The sequence below is a fragment of the Mesorhizobium sp. WSM4821 genome (assembly GCF_055901555.1).
Genome location: NZ_CM148371.1, coordinates 4,244,351 through 4,262,572 on the forward strand (window position 1 = coordinate 4,244,351; position 18,222 = coordinate 4,262,572).

Genomic DNA, 18,222 nt, shown 5'->3' on the forward strand with positions numbered 1-18,222 from the left:
CGCCGGACATGGCTGAAGCGTTGCGTGTTGGAATTGCCGGTCTCGGCACCGTCGGCGCGTCGGTGGCGCGCGTGCTGCGCGACAAGGCGGCGGAACTGACGCGGCAATGCGGCCGCGAGATCGTCGTGTCAGCCGTTTCGGCCCGCGATCGCAAACGCGACCGCGGCGTCGATCTCGGCGCGGCCAAGTGGTTCGACGATCCGGTGGGAATGGCACAGACCCCCGATATCGATGTCTTCGTCGAACTGATCGGCGGCGACGAAGGGCCGTCGAGATCGTCCGTGAAAGCAGCGCTTGAAGCCGGCCGCCACGTCGTCACCGCCAACAAGGCGCTGCTCGCCAAGCACGGTGTGGCGCTGGCCGAGATCGCCGAGAAGAAGGGGGTTCTGCTCAACTACGAGGCGGCGGTGGCCGGCGGCATTCCGGTCATCAAGACGATGCGCGAGGCGATGGCCGGCAATTCGGTGACCCGTGTTTTCGGCATCCTCAACGGCACCTGCAACTATATCCTGACCCGGATGGAAGCCGAGGGCCTCTCGTTCGACGCCTGCCTGGAGGACGCGCAGCGGCTGGGCTATGCGGAGGCCGACCCGACCTTCGACATCGAGGGCCACGACACCGCGCACAAGCTGTCGATCCTGACCAGCCTTGCCTTTGGCACAAGGATCGCCGCCAACGACATCTATATGGAAGGGATTTCCAACATCAGCCAGGCCGACATCCGCGCGGCCGCCGATCTCGGCTACCGGATAAAACTGCTCGGCGTCGCCCAACGCACGGAAAGCGGGATCGAACAGCGCGTGCATCCGACCATGGTGCCGACGGCCTCGGTCATCGCGCAGGTGCACGGCGTCACCAATGCGGTGGCCATCGAAACCGACATCCTTGGCGAGCTTTTGCTCTCCGGTCCCGGTGCCGGCGGCAGCGCCACCGCATCGGCGGTGGTCGGCGACATTGCCGACATCGCCAAGAGCCGGCCGGGTTTCCAGCACGGTCCGGTCTTCGGCCTGCCGGCGAAGGAATTGCGACCTTACAAGAAGGCGCAGATGCGCAGCCACGCCGGCGGCTATTTCATCCGGTTGACGGTGCACGACCGGATCGGCGTCTTTGCAGCCATTGCCAAGCGCATGGCCGACAGCGACATCTCGCTGGAATCGATCGTACAGCATGCCGCGGGGCCGGAAACCGCCTTGCAGAAAACGGTCATCCTCGTCACCCACGAGACGACGGAAGCGGCGGTGCGCAAGGCCGTCGAGGGCATCACCAAGGACGGCCATCTGACCGACAAGCCGCAGGTCATCCGCATAGAGCGCGCGGGATAGGTTTCATTCTTCCCATTCAATCGATTGATATCGTTGCGTTTTCAAAAAACGCTTGCCCAAGTCTTGCTGTTGTCATGGAGCTTTGACACAAGGAGCGCGCCTCCGGCGGGAGGCGATGCGCCAACGAGGATTGTCCACCGATGAACGTTGCTCAGAACATCGTCGCCGGCCTCGACCGGATACTCACCATGGAACTGGTGCGCGTCACCGAACGCGCCGCGGTCGCGGCCGCCAGGCTGCGCGGACGCGGCGACGAAAAAGCCGCCGACCAGGCTGCGGTCGACGCCATGCGCGAGGAGCTCAACCGCCTCGCCATCAAAGGCACGGTGGTGATCGGCGAGGGCGAGCGCGACGAGGCGCCGATGCTCTATATCGGCGAGGAGGTCGGCTCCGGCAAAGGCCCGGCAGTCGATATCGCGCTCGACCCGCTCGAAGGCACGACGATCTGCGCCAAGAACCTGCCCAACGCGCTGGCGGTCATCGCCATTGCGGAAAAGGGCAGCCTCTTGTTCGCGCCAGATGTCTATATGGACAAGATCGCCGTCGGTCCCGGCTATGCGGACGGCGTCATCGACATCGATGCCTCGCCGGCCGAAAACATTGCCAGCCTGGCCAGGGCCAAGGGCGTTCCAGTGTCGGAGATCACCGCCTGCATCCTCGACCGGCCGCGCCATGGCAAGCTGATCGAAGCCGTGCGCGCCACGGGCGCTGCGATCCGGCTGATCGGCGACGGCGATGTCGCCGGCGTCATCGACACCACCGATCCGGACGAGACCGGCATCGACATTTATCTCGGCACCGGCGGTGCGCCGGAGGGCGTGCTGGCAGCGGCTGCGTTGCGCTGCACCGGCGGCCAGATGCAGGGAAGGCTGATCCTGGACACGCCGCAAAAAGTGAAGCGCGCGGCCAAGATGGGTATTTCCGACCCGAAGCGGATCTACCGCACGCAGGACATGGCGCGCGGCGACGTGCTGTTTGCGGCAACCGGCGTGACCGACGGCAACATGCTGGCCGGCGTCAAGTTCGGCCGCAACTCCATCACCACGCACACGATCGTGCTGCGCTCGTCGTCGCGCACGGTGCGCGAGATCAAGGCCAGGCACCAGGATCTGGAAAAGTTTTGATACCGACTCGGTTGGCCGTCGCATATTGTGAGACATGACAGTTTTGCAGACGGCGCGTCATATGACGGGCGAGAAACGTTTTTTCCTCGATGTCAGGCAGTCGGCCACCGGTGTTTCGTGGGAACACCGGCTGACTGAGCGGCAGGACATGACCGCACTCGCCATCGCGCAGGGCCATGGTGTGCCGGACATCGTCGCGCGCGTCCTTGCCGGGCGAGGCGTGACCGCCGAGCAGACCGAGCGATTCCTCGATCCGACCATCCGCGACCTTTTGCCGGATCCGGCGTCGCTGACCGACATGAACAAGGCCGCCGCCCGTATCGCCGGGGCGATCATTGCCAGGGAAAAGGTGGCGATCTTCGGTGACTACGATGTTGATGGCGCGGCCTCGTCGGCGCTGCTCAAGCGGTTTCTCACGCATTTTTCGGTGCCGTCGGAGATTTACATACCGGACCGCATCTTCGAGGGATACGGCCCCAATCCGGAAGCCATGCGCGAACTCGTCTCGCGCGGCGCGACGCTGATCGTCACCGTCGACTGCGGCACCAACAGCGCCGTTTCGATCGACGCGGCGAAGGTGGCCGGCGCCGACGTCGTGGTGCTCGACCATCACCAGGTCGGTGGTCCGCTGCCGTTGGCCGAAGCGGTCGTCAATCCCAATCGCGAGGACGACCTTTCGGGCCAGGGCCACCTTTGCGCCGCAGGCGTCGTCTTCCTGGCTCTCGTCCAGACGGCGAAGATTCTGCGCGGCCGGTTGCCGGATGCCGCAGCGCCGGACCTGCTTGGCTTGCTCGACCTCGTGGCTCTGGCGACCGTCTGCGACGTGGTGCCGCTGACCGGCGTCAACCGCGCCTTCGTGGTCAAGGGGCTGCAGATAGCGCGCCAGCAGAGAAACGAAGGGCTGGCGGCGCTGGCGCGGGTCTCGCGCATCGGCGAGCCGGTCAGCACCTTCCATCTGGCCTATCTGATCGGCCCGCGCATCAATGCCGGCGGGCGCATCGGCGATGCGGCACTCGGCAGCCGGCTGCTCGCCACCGACGATCCCGTCGAGGCCCGCACCATCGCCGAGACGTTGGACCGGCTCAATCAGGAGCGGCAGCAGATGGAACTGGAAATGCTGGCCGCGGCGCGCGTGGAGGCCGATGCCGAGCTTGCCGGCGGCAATGGGCCGGCCATCGTCGTCACCGCCAGCTCCAATTGGCATCCGGGCATCGTCGGCCTGCTGGCCTCGCGGCTCAAGGACCATGCGCGCCGGCCCGCCTTCGCCATCGCCTTCAATGCCAATGGCGTCGGTACGGGTTCAGGCCGTTCGGTGTCGGGCTTCGACCTTGGCAAGCTGGTGCGCGAGGCGGCCGATGCCGGGCTGATCGTCAAGGGCGGCGGCCATGGCATGGCGGCCGGCATCACTGTGGAGCGGGCAAAACTTGGCGTGCTCAGGGCCTTCTTCGAAGAACGAGCGGCGGCCGACGTGTTCCGGCTGCAAGGCGAGGAAGGCCTGGCGATCGACGGTGCGCTGGCCGCCGAGGGCGCGACGCTCGACCTGCTCGATGCGCTGGAGAAAGCCGGCCCGTTCGGTGCCGGACACGTCGCGCCGGTCTTCGCGCTGCCGCGCCATCGACTTACCGACGCAAGGCCGGTCGGCACCAACCACATCCGCGCCGATCTGCAGTCGGAAAGCGGCGGCCGCATCCAGGCGATCGCCTTTCGCGCCGTCGATACGGCACTCGGCGAATTCCTGTTCAAGAACAGGGGCAAGCCGGTGCATGTCGCCGGCTCGCTGTCGGGCAATCACTGGAACGGCAACCGCACGGTGCAGTTCCGCATCGTCGATGCCGCACGCGCCTGAGAGCAGGCTCCCGGGATCTCGTTTAGGCCAGAACCGTCTGCAGCCGCGCCAGCTCGCCAATCTGGGCCATCGTTGCCTGGTAACCGATGCGGATCGCTTCGTCGGCGCGGTGAAATTCGGTCAGGCCGATATGGCCGAGCTTCGGCTGCAGCGACATATCAGGCGGGTCGCCGGCGAGCCGCGCACGCGAAATGCGGTCCTGGATGATGTTGAAGGCTTCGACCATGACGCCGGTGATGCCGAGGCGCGCTTCGCGGGACTGGCGTTCAGGGTCGACTAGGCCGGTCCTTGGCGCGTCCTTCTCGGCGACCAGTTCGCCGGCAGTGTGCTTGATGACGGCGGCGCGACCGAACAGATCATAGTGAAGGTTTATCGCGACCACGAGCGGCTGCTCGTAGGCGCGGCAGACCGAGACCGGCACCGGATTGACCAGTGCGCCGTCGACCAGCACGCGCCCGTTGCAGGTAACCGGTTCGAACACGCCGGGCAGTGCGTAGGAGGCGCGCATGGCGGTGATCAACGAGCCGCCCGACAGCCAGATTTCATGGCCGGTGCGGATCTCCGAAGTGACGCAGACAAAAGGCTTGGGCAGATCCTCGAAGCGGATGCCGGCCATATGCTCGCGCAGCCGTGCGTCGAGCTTCATGCCGCCGAACAGGCCGCTGCCGCGCAGATTGAGGTCGAGCAGGCCAAAGATGCGCCGCCTGGTCAGGCTTCTGGCGAATTCTTCCAACTCATCCAGCTTGCCGGCAAGGTAGCAGCCGCCGACCAGCGCGCCGATCGAGGTGCCGGCGATCATCGACACTTCGATGCCGGCTTCGTCGAGCGCGCGCAACACGCCGATATGGGCCCAGCCACGCGCGCAGCCGCCGCCCAGTGCCAGCGAAATGCCTGTTTTCTTAGGGGGCTTCGTTTCGGAAGCGCCGGCGGACGATGAGAGGCCACTGGCCTCTCGAACGTCCGGTCTGTTGCGCGATGACGCCCATTCGAGCATCACAATCTCCCTTGTCCCACAGCCAATATACAGGCTGGCCGTATCGAAACCATGAATATATGTGGCTGCAGTTCGGCGAATGGTTCATTCATATGGATGGTTCATGGGGTCATTCATATGGATGGTTCATGGGCTTTCGATACGTTTCTTCCGCATCGAACAGCGGCTTGCTGCCGTCGCTGGCAAGCGTTCCCTTGCCGTCGATCAGCCCCACCGTCCGATAAAAGCAAGAACGCCGGCCGGTGTGGCAGGTTGCGTCGTGGCCCATCACTTTGACGCGCAACCATATGGCGTCCTGGTCACAATCGGTGAGCATCTCGACGATTTTCTGGACGTTCCCGGACGTTTCGCCCTTTTTCCACAGAGCGTTGCGCGAGCGCGACCAGTAGTGAGCGATGCCGGTTTCGAGCGTCAGCGCCAGCGCTTCGGCGTTCATGTGCGCGACCATCAGCAACATGCCGTCTTCGGCATCGGTGACGACCACGGTGAGGAGACCGCTGGCATCGAAACGCGGCGAAAAGGCCGCGCCTTCCTCCAGTGCCTTCTTGTCCGATGCAGCTTTCGGAAATTCCAGTGCCGACATCGCCGGTCCTTGTTCAAAGCCTCGCCCATTCCGATAGAATCGGAATGGGCGAGGCTCTGTCTTCTTGTTTGGCCATGATCTTATCCGAACCGAAGGTCAGCGCAGCAAAAACCGGTTCCCGCTTTTCGGGATCATGGCCAGCGACTGGCGAGGGGGTCAGCCCCTGCCGCCGCGCACCATGGTGACGAAACGGACCTGTTCCTCGGGCGTGTCCTTGAAGACGCCTGTGAAGGTCGAGGTTAGCGTCGTGGAGCCCTCCTTGCGGATGCCGCGCATGGCCATGCACATATGCTCGGCTTCGAGCATGACGGCGACGCCGCGCGGATTGAGCACATCCTGGATGACGCCGGCGATCTGTGCGGTCATGGCTTCCTGGGTCTGCAGGCGCTGGGCGAAGATATCGACGACGCGGGCGATCTTGGACAGGCCGACAACCTTGCCGTCCGGCAGATAGCCGACATGCGCCTTGCCGATGATCGGCACCATATGGTGCTCGCAATGCGAATGGAAGCTTATATCCTTGACGAGGACGAGGTCGTCATAGCCGGCGACTTCCTCGAAGGTGCGGCCGAGTTCCTCGGCCGGGCATTTGTCATAGCCGCCGAACATTTCGCGATAGGCCTTGACCACACGCTTTGGCGTGTCGACCAGGCCCTCCCGGTCCGGATTGTCGCCGGCCCAGCGCAGCAGCGTGCGAACCGCTGCCTCGGCTTCGGCCTCGCTCGGCCGATCGGTTACCGGCTTTTCCAGATAGGCGGACGGGGGCATGAATTTCTTGATGACGGCATCCATAAAGGCGTCTCCCGTAGTTCCCCTCTCAGGAGGAACGAGTTGAACGGACCACGACCTTTCGGGTGTTAGAAACGTGCCCTGTTTCCAGCCCGTAAGCGGCGTGAACTGATTTAGGCAGGACGAGGTCGTTGGTTGCCTTGTCCATGCCCGACTACCAGCATTATATATGATCGTGCCGAGCGAAAGGAAGACCGTCAGCGGCAATCGCTGTTCCCTCGGCGGCGACGGATTGGAAAAATATGATCGACGATGTCTACAATGCGAAAATTCTGGGATTCGCCGGAAATATCGCGCGGATCGGCCGGCTCGACCATCCGGACGCAACCGCGCGCGCGCATTCCAAGCTCTGCGGCTCGACCGTGACCGTCGATCTGAAGATGGATGACGGCGTCGTCACCGATTTCGCCCATGACGTCAAAGCCTGCGCGCTTGGCCAGGCGTCGTCGTCGATCATGGCGCAACATGTCGTCGGCGCCAGCGCGGACGAATTGCGCAGCGTTCGCGAGAAGATGCTGAAGATGCTGAAGGAAAATGGCGCGCCGCCGGAAGGCCGCTTTGCCGACCTCAGATATCTCGAACCGGTGCGCGACTACAAGGCGCGCCACGCTTCGACCATGCTGACCTTCGACGCGGTGGTCGACGCGATCGGCCAGATCGAGAAGAAGCGCGCCGAACAGGCGGCCTAGGCACCTTCCAGAAAACGCCTGCTTTCGGCAAATTCGGACCGGATCCAATCGGCGAATGCCGCGGCCGGCTCGGACAGGTTGCGCAGGCTTCGCGCCACCAGCCAATAGGCGCCGCATACGACGTTGATGTCGAATGGCTTGATCAACGCACCGGTCGCCAGTTCCTCCTTGACCAGCAGAAGGTCGCCCAGCGCCACGCCGTGGCCCAGCACGGCAGCCTGTTTCGAGAGCGAGGCGTCGGCCAGCAGCGGGCCACGCTCCGGTATCGCATCAGCGGATACGCCCGCAGCCTCGAACCAGCGCGCCCAGCCCTGGCGGTTTTCTTCGTGCAGCAAGGTGTAGCGACGCAGGTCGGCCGGGCTTTCCAGGGCAAAGCCCGATGCTGAAAGTGCTGGCGACAACACAGGCGAATCGATGACCGGCGCCAGGCGTTCCGCCTCGCTGCGCGGCCATGAGGTGCTGTGCGCGCTGAAGCGCAGAGCGAGTTCGGCCTGATCGCTGCGGAACTCGATCAGCCGCGGGTCGACATCGAGGGAAATGTCGATATCCGGCCGCAACTGGCGGAATCGATTGAGCCGCGGCACCAGCCAGGATGCGGCAAGCGAAGGTTCGACGCTGATCCAGACTACCGACTGGGCCGGCGTCGCCACCAGTTCCGAAAGCAGTCCGTCAATGTCGTCGAAACTCCTGACGAGCTGATCGAGCAAGCGGTGGCCGGTGTCGGTAAGCTCGACGCGGCGATGGTGGCGGTAGAACAGAGGCTGGCGCAGGAACAGCTCAAGCTCGCGGACCTGGCGGCTGATTGCTGCTTGGGAGACAAAAAGCTCTTCGGCAGCCCGGCTGAAGCTCAGGTGCCTGCCGGCCGCTTCGAAACTTCTCAACGCCGTCAGGGGAAGGCGGCCACGCTTCATTCGCATAATCTCTAGTTATCCGAGGCGGAAATTATACTCGTTTGAGGGCGAAGGCCAGCAGCGGTCTAATCGGCGCCTAGAGGAGATGCGGCCATGATCCAGTTCCTGAGCATTTTTGGCGACGTCATGCGGATCGCGACGTTTCAACGGGGTGACAGGCCTCATGGCGCACGCCGCCAAGAAAGGCAGGGCGGTACCGCTCGCTGGTCGCCTTCGGTCGATCGGTATCCTGTTCGCCGTTCAACATCATGAAGCGGATCGCAGGGCGGTGGGCAGAAGGGATTGCGTTCTCTGGCCGAAGTCCACATCTATTCCTCGGGGAACGGATGCGGAGAATTTCGTGCGCGATCAACATGAGCATGCGCATGTCGCCAGGCCGCTCCAGCGCGGGCGCAACTGGCCCGGTCCCTGGCGCAAGACGCCGGGCCGCCTCCTCGGCACGTCGCTCGTGCGCTTTTACCAGCTGACGCTGTCCGGCTTCGTCGGCAATTCCTGCCGGCATCTGCCGACCTGTTCCGAATACGCGCATGAGGCGATCGCCCGCCACGGGCTGTGGGCCGGCGGCTGGATGGGGCTTTTCCGGGTGCTGCGCTGCGGACCATTCGGAACCCATGGCATCGACCGCGTGCCGGAGGTGCTGGCCGATCGCTACGTCTGGTTCACGCCCTGGCGGTATTGGCGGATCGGAAAAAAGCGCAGTGGCCGGGAAAGCTGATGCCGGCAGCGGCGCAAGCTCTGCAATCGGGTAGATCTTTACGATTTGCTAGGGTTAACCGCATCTGGCGCATTTAAGACAAAATCGAGACAAGACGCCTCGCTAAGCCGCTCCTGACATGCCTCAGGAGAGATTGCCAAATGCGCCAGATAGATCGCCGTCCATTCGTTTTCGCTTTGGTTCTCTACCTTCTGGCGTGGATGCTGGGTTTTCCGATCCGCGCTCAATCCGCGCCGCTGAAGGACGTCGAATGCACGTTGATCCTGGATGCTGCAAGCGGGGAGACGCTGTATCGGGACGGGGTTTGCGACCAGCGCTTCAGCCCCGCTTCGACATTCAAGGTTCCCTTGTCGCTGATCGGCTATGACGCGGGAATCCTGAGCGACGAGCACACGCCGGCATGGGACTACAAGCCGGAGTTCAAGGCGGTGAAGCGGGACCAGAAGACCGTCGACCCGACGGTCTGGGAAAGGGATTCGGTCCTGTGGTTTTCGCGGGAAATCACCCGGCGGCTCGGCAGCGAGCGGTTCGCCGGCTACGTCTCGAAGTTCGACTACGGCAATTCCGACGTCTCCGGCACTGCCGGCAAGGATGATGGGCTCACCCGGTCCTGGGTGAATTCCTCCCTCAAGATATCGCCGGTCGAACAGGTGAATTTCCTGCGCCGCTTGCTTGCCCGCAAGCTGCCGGTTTCGGACAAGGCCCACGCGATGACCAAGGCGATCCTGCCGACCTTCCAGGCAGGAGACTGGACGGTGCAGGGCAAGACCGGGACCACGAGGCTTCGCAACGACGCCGACAAGGTCAGGGACAACCGCTCGCTTGGCTGGTTTGTCGGCTGGGCGCAAAGGGATGGCCGCACGATCGTCTTTGCCCGCCTCGTGGTCGACACGAAACGATTGGACACGCCCAAGGGCCCCAAGGCGCGGGCGATGTTTCTGAAGGACCTGCCGAATCTCGTGAGGTGACCCACATCTGGCTTTACGGCGCCGGCATCTGCCCATAAAAGACCGCTCGCCGCCGGACGCATCCGGCTTTTACTTTATGCATGTCGTGCCCCCAAACCGCTTTGCACTTTTGGGCGACATGCATTTCACCACCCGCGCTCGTTTGCGGGACTGGATAGGAGAACTCTATGCTGAATTCCGTTTCCCTGACATTTCCCGATGGCTCCGTCCGCGACTACGAAGCGGCGATGACCGGCGCCGGCCTGTCGGAATCGATCTCGAAATCGCTGGCCAAGAAGGCCGTTGCCTACTCGATCGACGGCGTCGTGCGCGATCTTTCCGACCCGCTCGGCAAATCCGGCAAGGTCGAGATCATCACCCGCGAAGACCCGCGCGCGCTGGAACTCATCCGCCACGACGCAGCTCACGTGCTGGCCGAAGCCGTGCAGGAATTGTGGCCGGGTACGCAGGTGACCATCGGGCCGGTGATCGAGAACGGGTTCTACTATGACTTCGCCCGCAACGAGCCGTTCACGCCCGACGATTTCCCGGTGATCGAGAAGAAGATGCGCGAGATCATCGCGCGCAACAAGCCGTTCACCAAGGAGGTCTGGTCGCGCGAGAAAGCGAAAAAAATCTTCGCCGACAAGGGCGAGCGCTACAAGCTGGAGCTGATCGACGCAATTCCCGACGATCAGGACCTCAAGATCTACGCGCAGGGCGATTGGTTCGATCTCTGCCGCGGCCCGCATATGGCTTCGACCGGGCAGATCGGCAGCGCCTTCAAGCTGATGAAGGTGGCCGGCGCCTATTGGCGCGGCGACAGCAACAATCCGATGCTGACTCGCATCTACGGCACGGCCTGGGCCGACCAGGCGCAACTCGACGCTTATCAGACCATGCTGGAGGAAGCCGAAAAGCGCGATCACAGGAAGCTCGGCCGCGAGATGGACTTGTTCCATTTCCAGGAAGAGGGGCCGGGCGTCGTCTTCTGGCATGCCAAGGGCTGGAAGATGTTCCAGAACCTGGTCAGCTACATGCGCCGCCGGCTGGATGACCTCGGCTATCAGGAGGTCAACGCTCCGCAAGTGCTCGACAAGGGTCTGTGGGAGACTTCTGGCCACTGGGGCTGGTACCGGGACAATATGTTCAAGGTTACAGTTGCCGGCGACGACACCGATGACGACCGCGTCTTCGCGCTGAAGCCGATGAACTGTCCCGGCCACGTCCAAATCTTCAAGCATGGATTGAAGTCATACCGAGATCTGCCTGTAAGACTGGCTGAATTCGGCGCCGTTCATCGCTATGAGCCGTCCGGTGCGCTGCACGGCCTGATGCGCGTGCGCGGCTTTACCCAGGACGATGCCCACATCTTCTGCACCGAGGAACAGCTCGCCGACGAGTGCATCAAGATCAACGACCTGATCCTGTCGACCTACGCCGACTTCGGCTTCGACGAAATCACCGTCAAGCTGGCGACCCGCCCCGAAAAACGCGTCGGCACCGACGCGATGTGGGATCATGCCGAGGGCGTGCTGCAAGACGTGCTCGACAAGATCGCGGCGCGGTCGGGCAACCGGATCAAGACGGGCGTCAATCCGGGCGAGGGCACGTTCTACGGGCCGAAGTTTGAATATGTGCTGCGCGATGCCATCGGCCGCGACTGGCAGTGCGGCACCACGCAGGTCGATTTCAACCTGCCGGAACGGTTCGGCGCCTTCTACATCGGCTCCGATTCGGAAAAGAAGCAGCCGGTGATGGTGCATCGCGCCATCTGCGGTTCGATGGAGCGCTTCCTCGGCATCCTGATCGAGAACTATTCCGGCCATTTCCCGCTATGGTTCGCACCGCTGCAGGTGGTGGTGGCGACGATCACCTCCGAAGCCGACGATTACGCACATAAGGTCGTCGCGCAGCTGAAGGCCGCCGGACTGTTGGCGGAAGCCGATCTTCGCAACGAGAAGATCAACTACAAGGTCCGCGAGCACAGCCTGGCCAAGGTTCCAGTCATCCTCGTCTGCGGCAAGCGCGAGGCGGAGGAAGAGACGGTCAATATCCGCCGACTCGGTTCGCGCGACCAGGAATCGCTTGGCCTTGGCCAGGCGGTAGCGATGCTTGCCGAAGAGGCGATGACGCCAGACCGCAAGCGCAAACGAGCGGCCTGAGTTCAGCCAGATCATCAACGAATGGCGGTGGAGCGGTCCACCGCCATTTTCAAATGCCCGCCGTTTTCACATGCCCCGCCGTTTTCACATACATGTCACGCCAGCCTTGTAACGAGCCCTCATGCTCAAGCTGAAGATGCGCGAAAGACCGTTTCCCGAGCTTTCCTATGCCAGTCCGCACCAGCCGGCATTGACGCGCTGGTTCATCCATTCCATCGAGGGCATATCCGGCCGCGATCGTTTCGCGGCGCTCTATGATTTCTGGCGCCGCCATGTGGCGCAGACCGGCGAGCGCGTCTTCAGCCGCATGCTGGAGTTGATCGATGTCCAGGTGCAGGTCGCCGGCCAATGGCTGCCGGCAAAGCTGCCTGATACGCCGCTGGTGATCGTCGCCAACCACCCGTTCGGCATCGGTGACGGCATTGCGGTGCTCTCGCTGGCCGAGCAGCTTCAGCGCCCGTTCCGCGTCATGATCCACAAGGATCTGCTCAAGATCCGCGAAATGGAGCCCTATTCGCTGCCGATCGACTTTTCAGAGACCAAGGACGCGTTGAAGAACAACATGGCGGTGCGCCACGAGGCGGTGCGGCTGCTGAAAGAAGGCGTCACCATTGTCGTCTTCCCTGCGGGCGGCGTCGCCACCGCGCCGAAAGGTTTTGGCCGGGCGCGCGATTTGCCGTGGAAGATGTTTCCGGCCCGTCTCGTCCAGGATGCCAAGGCATCGGTCGTCCCAATGCATTTTTCCGGCCAGAACGGCCGGCTGTTCCATCTGGTCAGCGGGCCGATGAACATGGCCGAGCGTGAAGGGCGTGTGGCGAAATTCGTCGGCAAGGCCTCGCTGACGCTGCGCATTTCCCTGCTCGTCCACGAATTCACGCGGCTGTCCGGCAAATCGATCGACGTGCGCGTCGGCGATGTAATGGGATGGGAAGAACTGGAGCCGCTGCGCGACCGCAAGGCTCTGCTCGACCGCCTCTATCGCGGCGTTTTCGATCTGGCGCCGGCCGAACCGCGCGGCCGCGGCCAGTTCCTGCCGCGACGCATGCGCAAGGACGGCCTGATCGGACCCGAATCCTTGCGCCAGTGTGTCAGGACGGTTTAGTCCGCGCCGTCCTCGGGATTGATCGCCGAGGCTTCCGTGGCGAGAACGTCGATTTCCTTGTTCTGCCCGGCTACGACCGTAAAATCCTTCTGGTAGATGCGGTCGCGGTTCTTGGCGATGATGGTGTAGTCGCCTTCGGCGAGCACCATCGAAGCAAAGGCGCCGACGGTTTCCTTGATCGGATCGCCAGATTCGTTGAGCAACGACCAGGAGGTGTCGGCGATCGCCTCTCCGCCCGGCTCGCGTACCAGCTTCATGGTCATCTCCGCCGCACGATGCTCGACGGCCGCTTCGGTCAGCTTGCCCGCCTCGACGCGGATGTCGGAGCGGATGACTGCATTCACCGAGCCGTAGGTCGAGACGACGTGGTAGACGCCTGCGTTCAGCCGCACCACGCTGTTGGGCTCCACGTCGGGAATGACCAGGGCGCGATCGTGGTTGGCTTCGGCGCGGCCCTCATAGATCGAAAAGCGCAGTTTCTTCGGCGGTATGCGCACCCCACCCGACAGCACGGCGTCGAGCTTCAAACCGCCGGCATCGAGGACGAGGCTTTCGCGCTTGGCGTCCTTGCCGACGGTGATGCGCTTGGTCGCGCCGGCCCGGCCGTAGGACGCATGGACCAGATAGCTGCCGGGCTCGAGCTGAAACACCGCGCTGCCGCCATGAGCGGTAGCAACCATCGGCAGCTTGCCGTCGCTGGTAGGTGCGGGCTTGAAGATGCGCCAGACGATGCCCCGCGTGATGTCGGCGCCCTTGTCCGTCAATTGCGCCGACAGCGTGATCGCCCCGCTGCTCCCCAATGCCAGCGATGTCTCGCTGTTCGGAGGCGCATAGCGTGAAATCCCGGGAAGTTTCAGATCACTGAGGCCGTTCACATCCTGCGCGACGGCGGACGAGGCCGGCACCATCGACAGTGCGGCGCCAAGCCAAATCAGGAAAAGACGCGGAAGCCCCTCAAACATGCCTTGCGTTGAAGCCCAAGGCGGTGGCAATTTCAAGGCTTAAGAGTCCGGACCAGTTCTGTTATGAGCTCTTCCGTCCGGCGCGCCGCGCCAATGCCCAAGCCGCCCGATGCCCCGATGGCGCGCTTCAGCTCAAATTCCAAGGAGACTTGCGTCCATGGCGTCGCCGATCATCGACTTTCTGCTGACCAGAAATTCCGCGCCGATCCCGGAGTTGAAAGAGCCGGCGCCCAGCGATGCCGACATCGCGACGATGATTGCCGCTGCCTCGCGGGTGCCGGACCATGGCCGGCTCGAGCCCTGGCGCTTCATCCTCTACCGGGGCGAGGCACGCGTCGAGATCGGCAAGAAGCTGGCTGCCCTTGCCGAACAGCGCGAAGGGCCGTTGCCGGAGGGTCGCCACAACCAGGAACTGGCACGCTTTTCGCGCGCGCCGCTGGTGATCGGCGTGGTGTCGAGCCCGAAGGAGAACCCAAAGATTCCGCAATGGGAAATGTTCCTGTCCGGCGGCATGGCTGCGATGAACCTGATGATATCGGCCAATGCGCTGGGCTATGGCACCAACATGATCAGCAACTGGTATTCCGACGTGCCGGAGGGCAGGGCGATCCTGGGGCTGGCGCCGCATGAGCGCGTCGTTGGCTTCGTCCATATCGGCTCCTATCAAGGACCGGCGCCGGAACGGCCGCGGCCCGATCCGGCAAAGCTCTATGCCGACTATGCCGGGCCGTGGGTGGGCTGAATGTTCTACGAGCCGTCAAAAGGTCACGGGTTGCCGCATGACCCGTCCAAGGCGATCGTGGCGCCACGGCCGATCGGCTGGATCTCGACAGTGAACAAGGCCGGCAAGATCAACCTCGCCCCCTATTCCTTCTTCAACGCCTTTTCGACACGACCCTTCATCGTCTGGTTTTCCTCCGAAGGCGAGAAGGACAGCGCCACCTTCGCCGAAGAGACAGGCGAGTTCGTCGCCAATCTCGTCAGCCGCGATCTAGCGGAAAAGATGAACCGCACGGCGGTCGACGCGCCGCGCGGCGTCAGCGAATTCGGCTATGCCGATCTCATCATGGCGCCGTCACGTCTTGTTGCGCCGCCCCGCGTGGCGGCGGCGCCCGCGGCGCTTGAATGCCGGGTGACGGAGATCCTGCGGCCAAAGGCGCTGGACGGGACACCGGCCAGCGCCGTCGTCGTCGCCGGCGAAGTCGTCGGCGTGCATATCGACGATGCGTTCCTGAAGGACGGCATGTTCGATATCGTCAAGGCGGGCAATGTCGGCCGTCTCGGCTACATGGATTATGCCAGTGTCAGCGAGATATTTTCGATGCGCCGGCCTCGTTGGGAAAAAGACTAGGGCCGGGAAAGATCAGGTGGAAATCCCGGCGGCCCTGGCGCGTGCCAGAAGCCGCTCGGCCAGCCGCAGATGCGGCCGGTCGTACATCTTGCCGTCGATGCCGACAACGCCGGGATTTCCAGCCGCCTCGAATGCCGCAACCAAGGCGGCGGAGCGTTTCACCGCCTCGGCCGACGGTGTGAAGGCGGTGTTGATGACCGGCACTTGCGCCGGATGGATCGCCATCTTGCCGGTGAAACCGTCGCGCTCGGCCTCGGCGCATTCGGCCTCAAAGGCGCCCATGTCTCGAAAACCTGGGAATACCGTGTCGATCGCGGCGACCTCCGCCGCACCCGCGGCGAGGATGGTCATCGTGCGGGCGAAGTGGAACACATCTGTGTAGCGGCCGGTCGCGTCGCGCGCGGCACGCGCGCCGATCGCCGCCGAGAGGTCTTCCGCCCCCCAGGTGACGCCTGTAAGCCGTGCGCTCGCGTTGGCATAGCTTGCAGCCGACAGCACGCCGGCGGCTGTTTCGGTGATGATCGGCAGGATTTTTATCGCACCATCCGGCAGGCCGTTTTCGGCCTCGTGCACCCGGAGCTTGGTCGAGAGATGCTGGACGTCCTGGCCGCTATTCGACTTCGGCAGCATGATGCCGTCGGGTCCGGCCGGAACGAGTGCGGCCAGATCGTCATCCGTCAGGCCGGTCGAGAGATCGTTGACCCGCACATAGATAGCGGACTTCGTTTGATGCCGTTGTTCGACGATGAAGCGCGCCGCGGTGTCGCGCGCCAAGAGCTTGTTTGATGGCGCGATCGAATCCTCGAGGTCGACGATGACCACGTCGGCGCCTGTGCCAAACGCCTTTTCCAGCTTTTTCTGGGAATCGCCGGGAACGAACAGCAATGAACGCATGAACTATGTTGCCTTCTTCATCATCGCCTGCCTTGTGCATTTGGCGACGAGCACGTCATCCTGGTTGTAGGCGCGGTGCTCGAACTCGACAATGCCGCGATCCGGCTTCGATTTGGACTCGCGCACCGACACCACCGTGGTCTCGACACGGATCGTGTCGCCGTGGAAGACCGGATGCGGAAACACTGTCTCCTTCATGCCGAGATTGGCGATGGTGGTGCCGACGGTGATGTCGTTCACCGAAATGCCGATCATCAGGCCCAGCGTGAATAGCGAATTGACCAGCGGCTTGCCCCATTCGCTCTTGGCGGCGAAGTCGAAATCGATGTGCAGGGGCTGCGGGTTCAGCGTCATCACCGAAAACAGCATGTTGTCGCTTTCGGTGACGGTTTTCCGCAGCGTGTGGCGGAAGACGTGGCCGACGGCGAACTCCTCCAGATAAAGCCCGCCCATGTCGATCTCCTCCGCTGCCGCATCGGCCGAAAAATCGGAATCGATTTTCGGAAAGCACGATGCGACGATCCAAAGTGGTACGGCGTACCTTGCGCGTCCGAATGGAGGCACGTCGCTCAGAGGGTTGATAAGCGTTGCATACCGCGCTCGCAAGCCAGTTAACAAACATGGTGAACTGTTCGTAAACCATTTCTCCCTACGGTGTTCCCTGGGTGGGAACGGACTCGGGCCAGGGGCGTAGCGGGCAGCATGGTTGTTTCGCATTTCCTGAAATGGATATACACGGCGAGGGTCTCGGAGCGCGCCGCCGCGGCAAGCGCGCTGGCCCGCGCCTACATCAATGCCGATCTGCCTTTCGAGGACCGCTGCGCGGCAGAGGCGGCGCTGACGCTGCTGCTGGACGATGCCTCGTCGAAAGTGCGGCTGGCGATGGCAGAGGCGCTGTCGATGAGCCATCACGCGCCGCTGCAGATCATCAGCGCGCTGGCGTCCGACCAGCCGGAAGTCGCAAGCCTGGTGCTGGCGCGTTCGCCGCTGCTCACCGATGCCGATCTGATCGACCGCGTTGCCGGCGGCCCGAAGGCGACGCAGAAATTGATCGCCGACCGTCCGCGCGTCTCCATGGCGGTCGCCGCGGCGATCGCCGAAATCGGTGAGGCGGAAGCCTGCGCCACGCTGCTCGCCAACAGCGGTGCCCTCATCGCTTCGCTTAGCTTCCGCCGTATCGCCGAGCGCCATGGCCATCTGCCTCTGGTGCGCGAAGCGCTGATCGCCGACGCGCGCCTGCCCGCCGACTGCCGGCATATGCTGCTGATAAAACTTGGTGAAACGCTCAAAGGTTCGCCGCTGGTGCTGGCGCTGATGGGCCGCGCCAGAGCCGAGCGCGTCATGCGCGACGCCTGCGTTAAGGCTTCCGTGACGTTGATCGAAGGCACGCGCCAGGAAGAACATGCCGCACTGATCGAGCATCTGCGCCTGCGCGGCGACCTGACCGCAAGCTTCATCATCCGCACCGTCGCGCATGGCAAGGTCGATTTCTTCGGCTCGGCGCTGGTCGCGCTCAGCCAGCAATCCGAGCAACGGGTGAGGGCGCTGCTGGCCGCCGGGCATGACGTGGCGCTGCAGGCGCTGTTCCGCAATGCCGGCCTTGCCGCGGCCACGCACGCGATCATCCTGCGCGCGCTGAAAATCTGGCGCGAGGTCGCCAATGGCAAGCGCCTCGCCGGCGTGCAGGAAGTCAGCTGGCTGATGCTGAAGGAGCTCGGCGGGCAGTCGGCGCAAGGCGATCTCGCCGGACTGGTCAAATCGATCCATCTCGATGCGCTGCGCCAGAATGCGCGCGGACATGCCTTGGCGATCGCTGCGGCTTAGGCAG

18 protein-coding genes are annotated in these 18,222 nt (G+C 63.5%); 11 read left to right on the forward strand and 7 right to left on the reverse strand.

Features of this window, described 5'->3' with window-relative positions:
• Positions 1 to 8: 8 nt before the first annotated feature.
• From AC0NID_RS20585 to recJ, 3 genes are all read left to right on the forward strand, one after another.
• Positions 9 to 1,322, forward strand: a complete 1,314-nt coding sequence (locus AC0NID_RS20585; protein ID WP_473458263.1) for a homoserine dehydrogenase — start codon at positions 9 to 11, stop codon at positions 1,320 to 1,322.
• 140 nt (positions 1,323 to 1,462) lie between these two features.
• Positions 1,463 to 2,446: a class II fructose-bisphosphatase gene (gene glpX / locus AC0NID_RS20590; protein ID WP_473458262.1), complete on the forward strand. Its 984-nt coding sequence runs from the start codon at positions 1,463 to 1,465 to the stop codon at positions 2,444 to 2,446.
• A gap of 61 nt (positions 2,447 to 2,507) precedes the next feature.
• Positions 2,508 to 4,292: a single-stranded-DNA-specific exonuclease RecJ gene (recJ, locus tag AC0NID_RS20595; RefSeq protein WP_473458261.1), complete on the forward strand. Its 1,785-nt coding sequence runs from the start codon at positions 2,508 to 2,510 to the stop codon at positions 4,290 to 4,292.
• 22 nt (positions 4,293 to 4,314) lie between these two features.
• On the opposite strand, the gene AC0NID_RS20600 is transcribed toward recJ, so the two are convergent.
• The 3 genes from AC0NID_RS20600 to folE form a co-directional block, all read right to left on the reverse strand.
• Positions 4,315 to 5,286 carry a patatin family protein gene (locus tag AC0NID_RS20600; protein WP_126041630.1) on the reverse strand — a complete coding sequence of 324 codons (972 nt, stop codon included), beginning with the start codon at positions 5,284 to 5,286 and terminating at the stop codon, positions 4,315 to 4,317.
• A gap of 109 nt (positions 5,287 to 5,395) precedes the next feature.
• Entirely contained in the window at positions 5,396 to 5,869 is a 474-nt protein-coding gene (gene hisI, locus AC0NID_RS20605; RefSeq protein WP_473458260.1) for a phosphoribosyl-AMP cyclohydrolase, read from the reverse strand.
• 156 nt (positions 5,870 to 6,025) lie between these two features.
• On the reverse strand, positions 6,026 to 6,661 hold the full coding sequence (folE, locus tag AC0NID_RS20610) for a GTP cyclohydrolase I FolE (protein WP_473458259.1): 636 nt from the start codon (positions 6,659 to 6,661) through the stop codon (positions 6,026 to 6,028).
• A 239-nt stretch (positions 6,662 to 6,900) separates the two neighbouring features.
• Between folE and AC0NID_RS20615 the strand changes: the two genes are divergently transcribed.
• Complete coding sequence (locus tag AC0NID_RS20615; protein WP_473458258.1) at positions 6,901 to 7,347, forward strand: iron-sulfur cluster assembly scaffold protein; 447 nt, start codon at positions 6,901 to 6,903, stop codon at positions 7,345 to 7,347.
• Here AC0NID_RS20615 and AC0NID_RS20620 read toward each other — a convergent pair.
• Positions 7,344 to 8,258 carry a LysR substrate-binding domain-containing protein gene (locus tag AC0NID_RS20620; protein WP_473458257.1) on the reverse strand — a complete coding sequence of 305 codons (915 nt, stop codon included), beginning with the start codon at positions 8,256 to 8,258 and terminating at the stop codon, positions 7,344 to 7,346. The two genes, AC0NID_RS20615 and AC0NID_RS20620, sit on opposite strands and share 4 nt — an antisense overlap.
• A gap of 340 nt (positions 8,259 to 8,598) precedes the next feature.
• Here AC0NID_RS20620 and yidD point away from each other — a divergent pair, with 340 nt between their 5' ends.
• The 4 genes from yidD (at position 8,599) to AC0NID_RS20640 (ending at position 13,187) form a co-directional block, all read left to right on the forward strand.
• Complete coding sequence (gene yidD / locus AC0NID_RS20625; RefSeq protein WP_145711719.1) at positions 8,599 to 8,973, forward strand: membrane protein insertion efficiency factor YidD; 375 nt, start codon at positions 8,599 to 8,601, stop codon at positions 8,971 to 8,973.
• A 140-nt stretch (positions 8,974 to 9,113) separates the two neighbouring features.
• Positions 9,114 to 9,941 carry a class D beta-lactamase gene (gene blaOXA, locus AC0NID_RS20630; protein WP_473458256.1) on the forward strand — a complete coding sequence of 276 codons (828 nt, stop codon included), beginning with the start codon at positions 9,114 to 9,116 and terminating at the stop codon, positions 9,939 to 9,941.
• Between the two features lie 167 nt (positions 9,942 to 10,108).
• Positions 10,109 to 12,085 (forward strand): threonine--tRNA ligase, encoded by a 1,977-nt coding sequence (gene thrS, locus AC0NID_RS20635; RefSeq protein WP_473458255.1) that lies wholly within the window; start codon positions 10,109 to 10,111, stop codon positions 12,083 to 12,085.
• Between the two features lie 121 nt (positions 12,086 to 12,206).
• Entirely contained in the window at positions 12,207 to 13,187 is a 981-nt protein-coding gene (locus AC0NID_RS20640; protein ID WP_473458254.1) for a lysophospholipid acyltransferase family protein, read from the forward strand.
• Here the strand turns inward: AC0NID_RS20640 and AC0NID_RS20645 are convergent.
• Complete coding sequence (locus AC0NID_RS20645; protein ID WP_473458253.1) at positions 13,184 to 14,149, reverse strand: hypothetical protein; 966 nt, start codon at positions 14,147 to 14,149, stop codon at positions 13,184 to 13,186. The genes AC0NID_RS20640 and AC0NID_RS20645 overlap by 4 nt on opposite strands.
• 157 nt (positions 14,150 to 14,306) lie before the next feature.
• Between AC0NID_RS20645 and AC0NID_RS20650 the strand changes: the two genes are divergently transcribed.
• Positions 14,307 to 14,891 carry a nitroreductase family protein gene (locus AC0NID_RS20650; protein WP_473458252.1) on the forward strand — a complete coding sequence of 195 codons (585 nt, stop codon included), beginning with the start codon at positions 14,307 to 14,309 and terminating at the stop codon, positions 14,889 to 14,891.
• Positions 14,892 to 15,500 carry a flavin reductase family protein gene (locus tag AC0NID_RS20655; protein ID WP_473458251.1) on the forward strand — a complete coding sequence of 203 codons (609 nt, stop codon included), beginning with the start codon at positions 14,892 to 14,894 and terminating at the stop codon, positions 15,498 to 15,500.
• Between the two features lie 12 nt (positions 15,501 to 15,512).
• Here the strand turns inward: AC0NID_RS20655 and AC0NID_RS20660 are convergent, their stop codons facing one another.
• On the reverse strand, positions 15,513 to 16,394 hold the full coding sequence (locus tag AC0NID_RS20660; RefSeq protein WP_473458250.1) for an HpcH/HpaI aldolase/citrate lyase family protein: 882 nt from the start codon (positions 16,392 to 16,394) through the stop codon (positions 15,513 to 15,515).
• A 3-nt stretch (positions 16,395 to 16,397) separates the two neighbouring features.
• Positions 16,398 to 16,847 carry a MaoC family dehydratase gene (locus AC0NID_RS20665; RefSeq protein WP_473458249.1) on the reverse strand — a complete coding sequence of 150 codons (450 nt, stop codon included), beginning with the start codon at positions 16,845 to 16,847 and terminating at the stop codon, positions 16,398 to 16,400.
• Positions 16,848 to 17,096: 249 nt separating this feature from the next.
• Between AC0NID_RS20665 and AC0NID_RS20670 the strand changes: the two genes are divergently transcribed.
• The gene (locus AC0NID_RS20670; RefSeq protein ID WP_473458248.1) at positions 17,097 to 18,218 is read left to right on the forward strand and encodes a DUF2336 domain-containing protein; all 1,122 of its coding nucleotides are present in this window, start codon (positions 17,097 to 17,099) and stop codon (positions 18,216 to 18,218) included.
• The last annotated feature ends 4 nt before the right edge of the window (positions 18,219 to 18,222 follow it).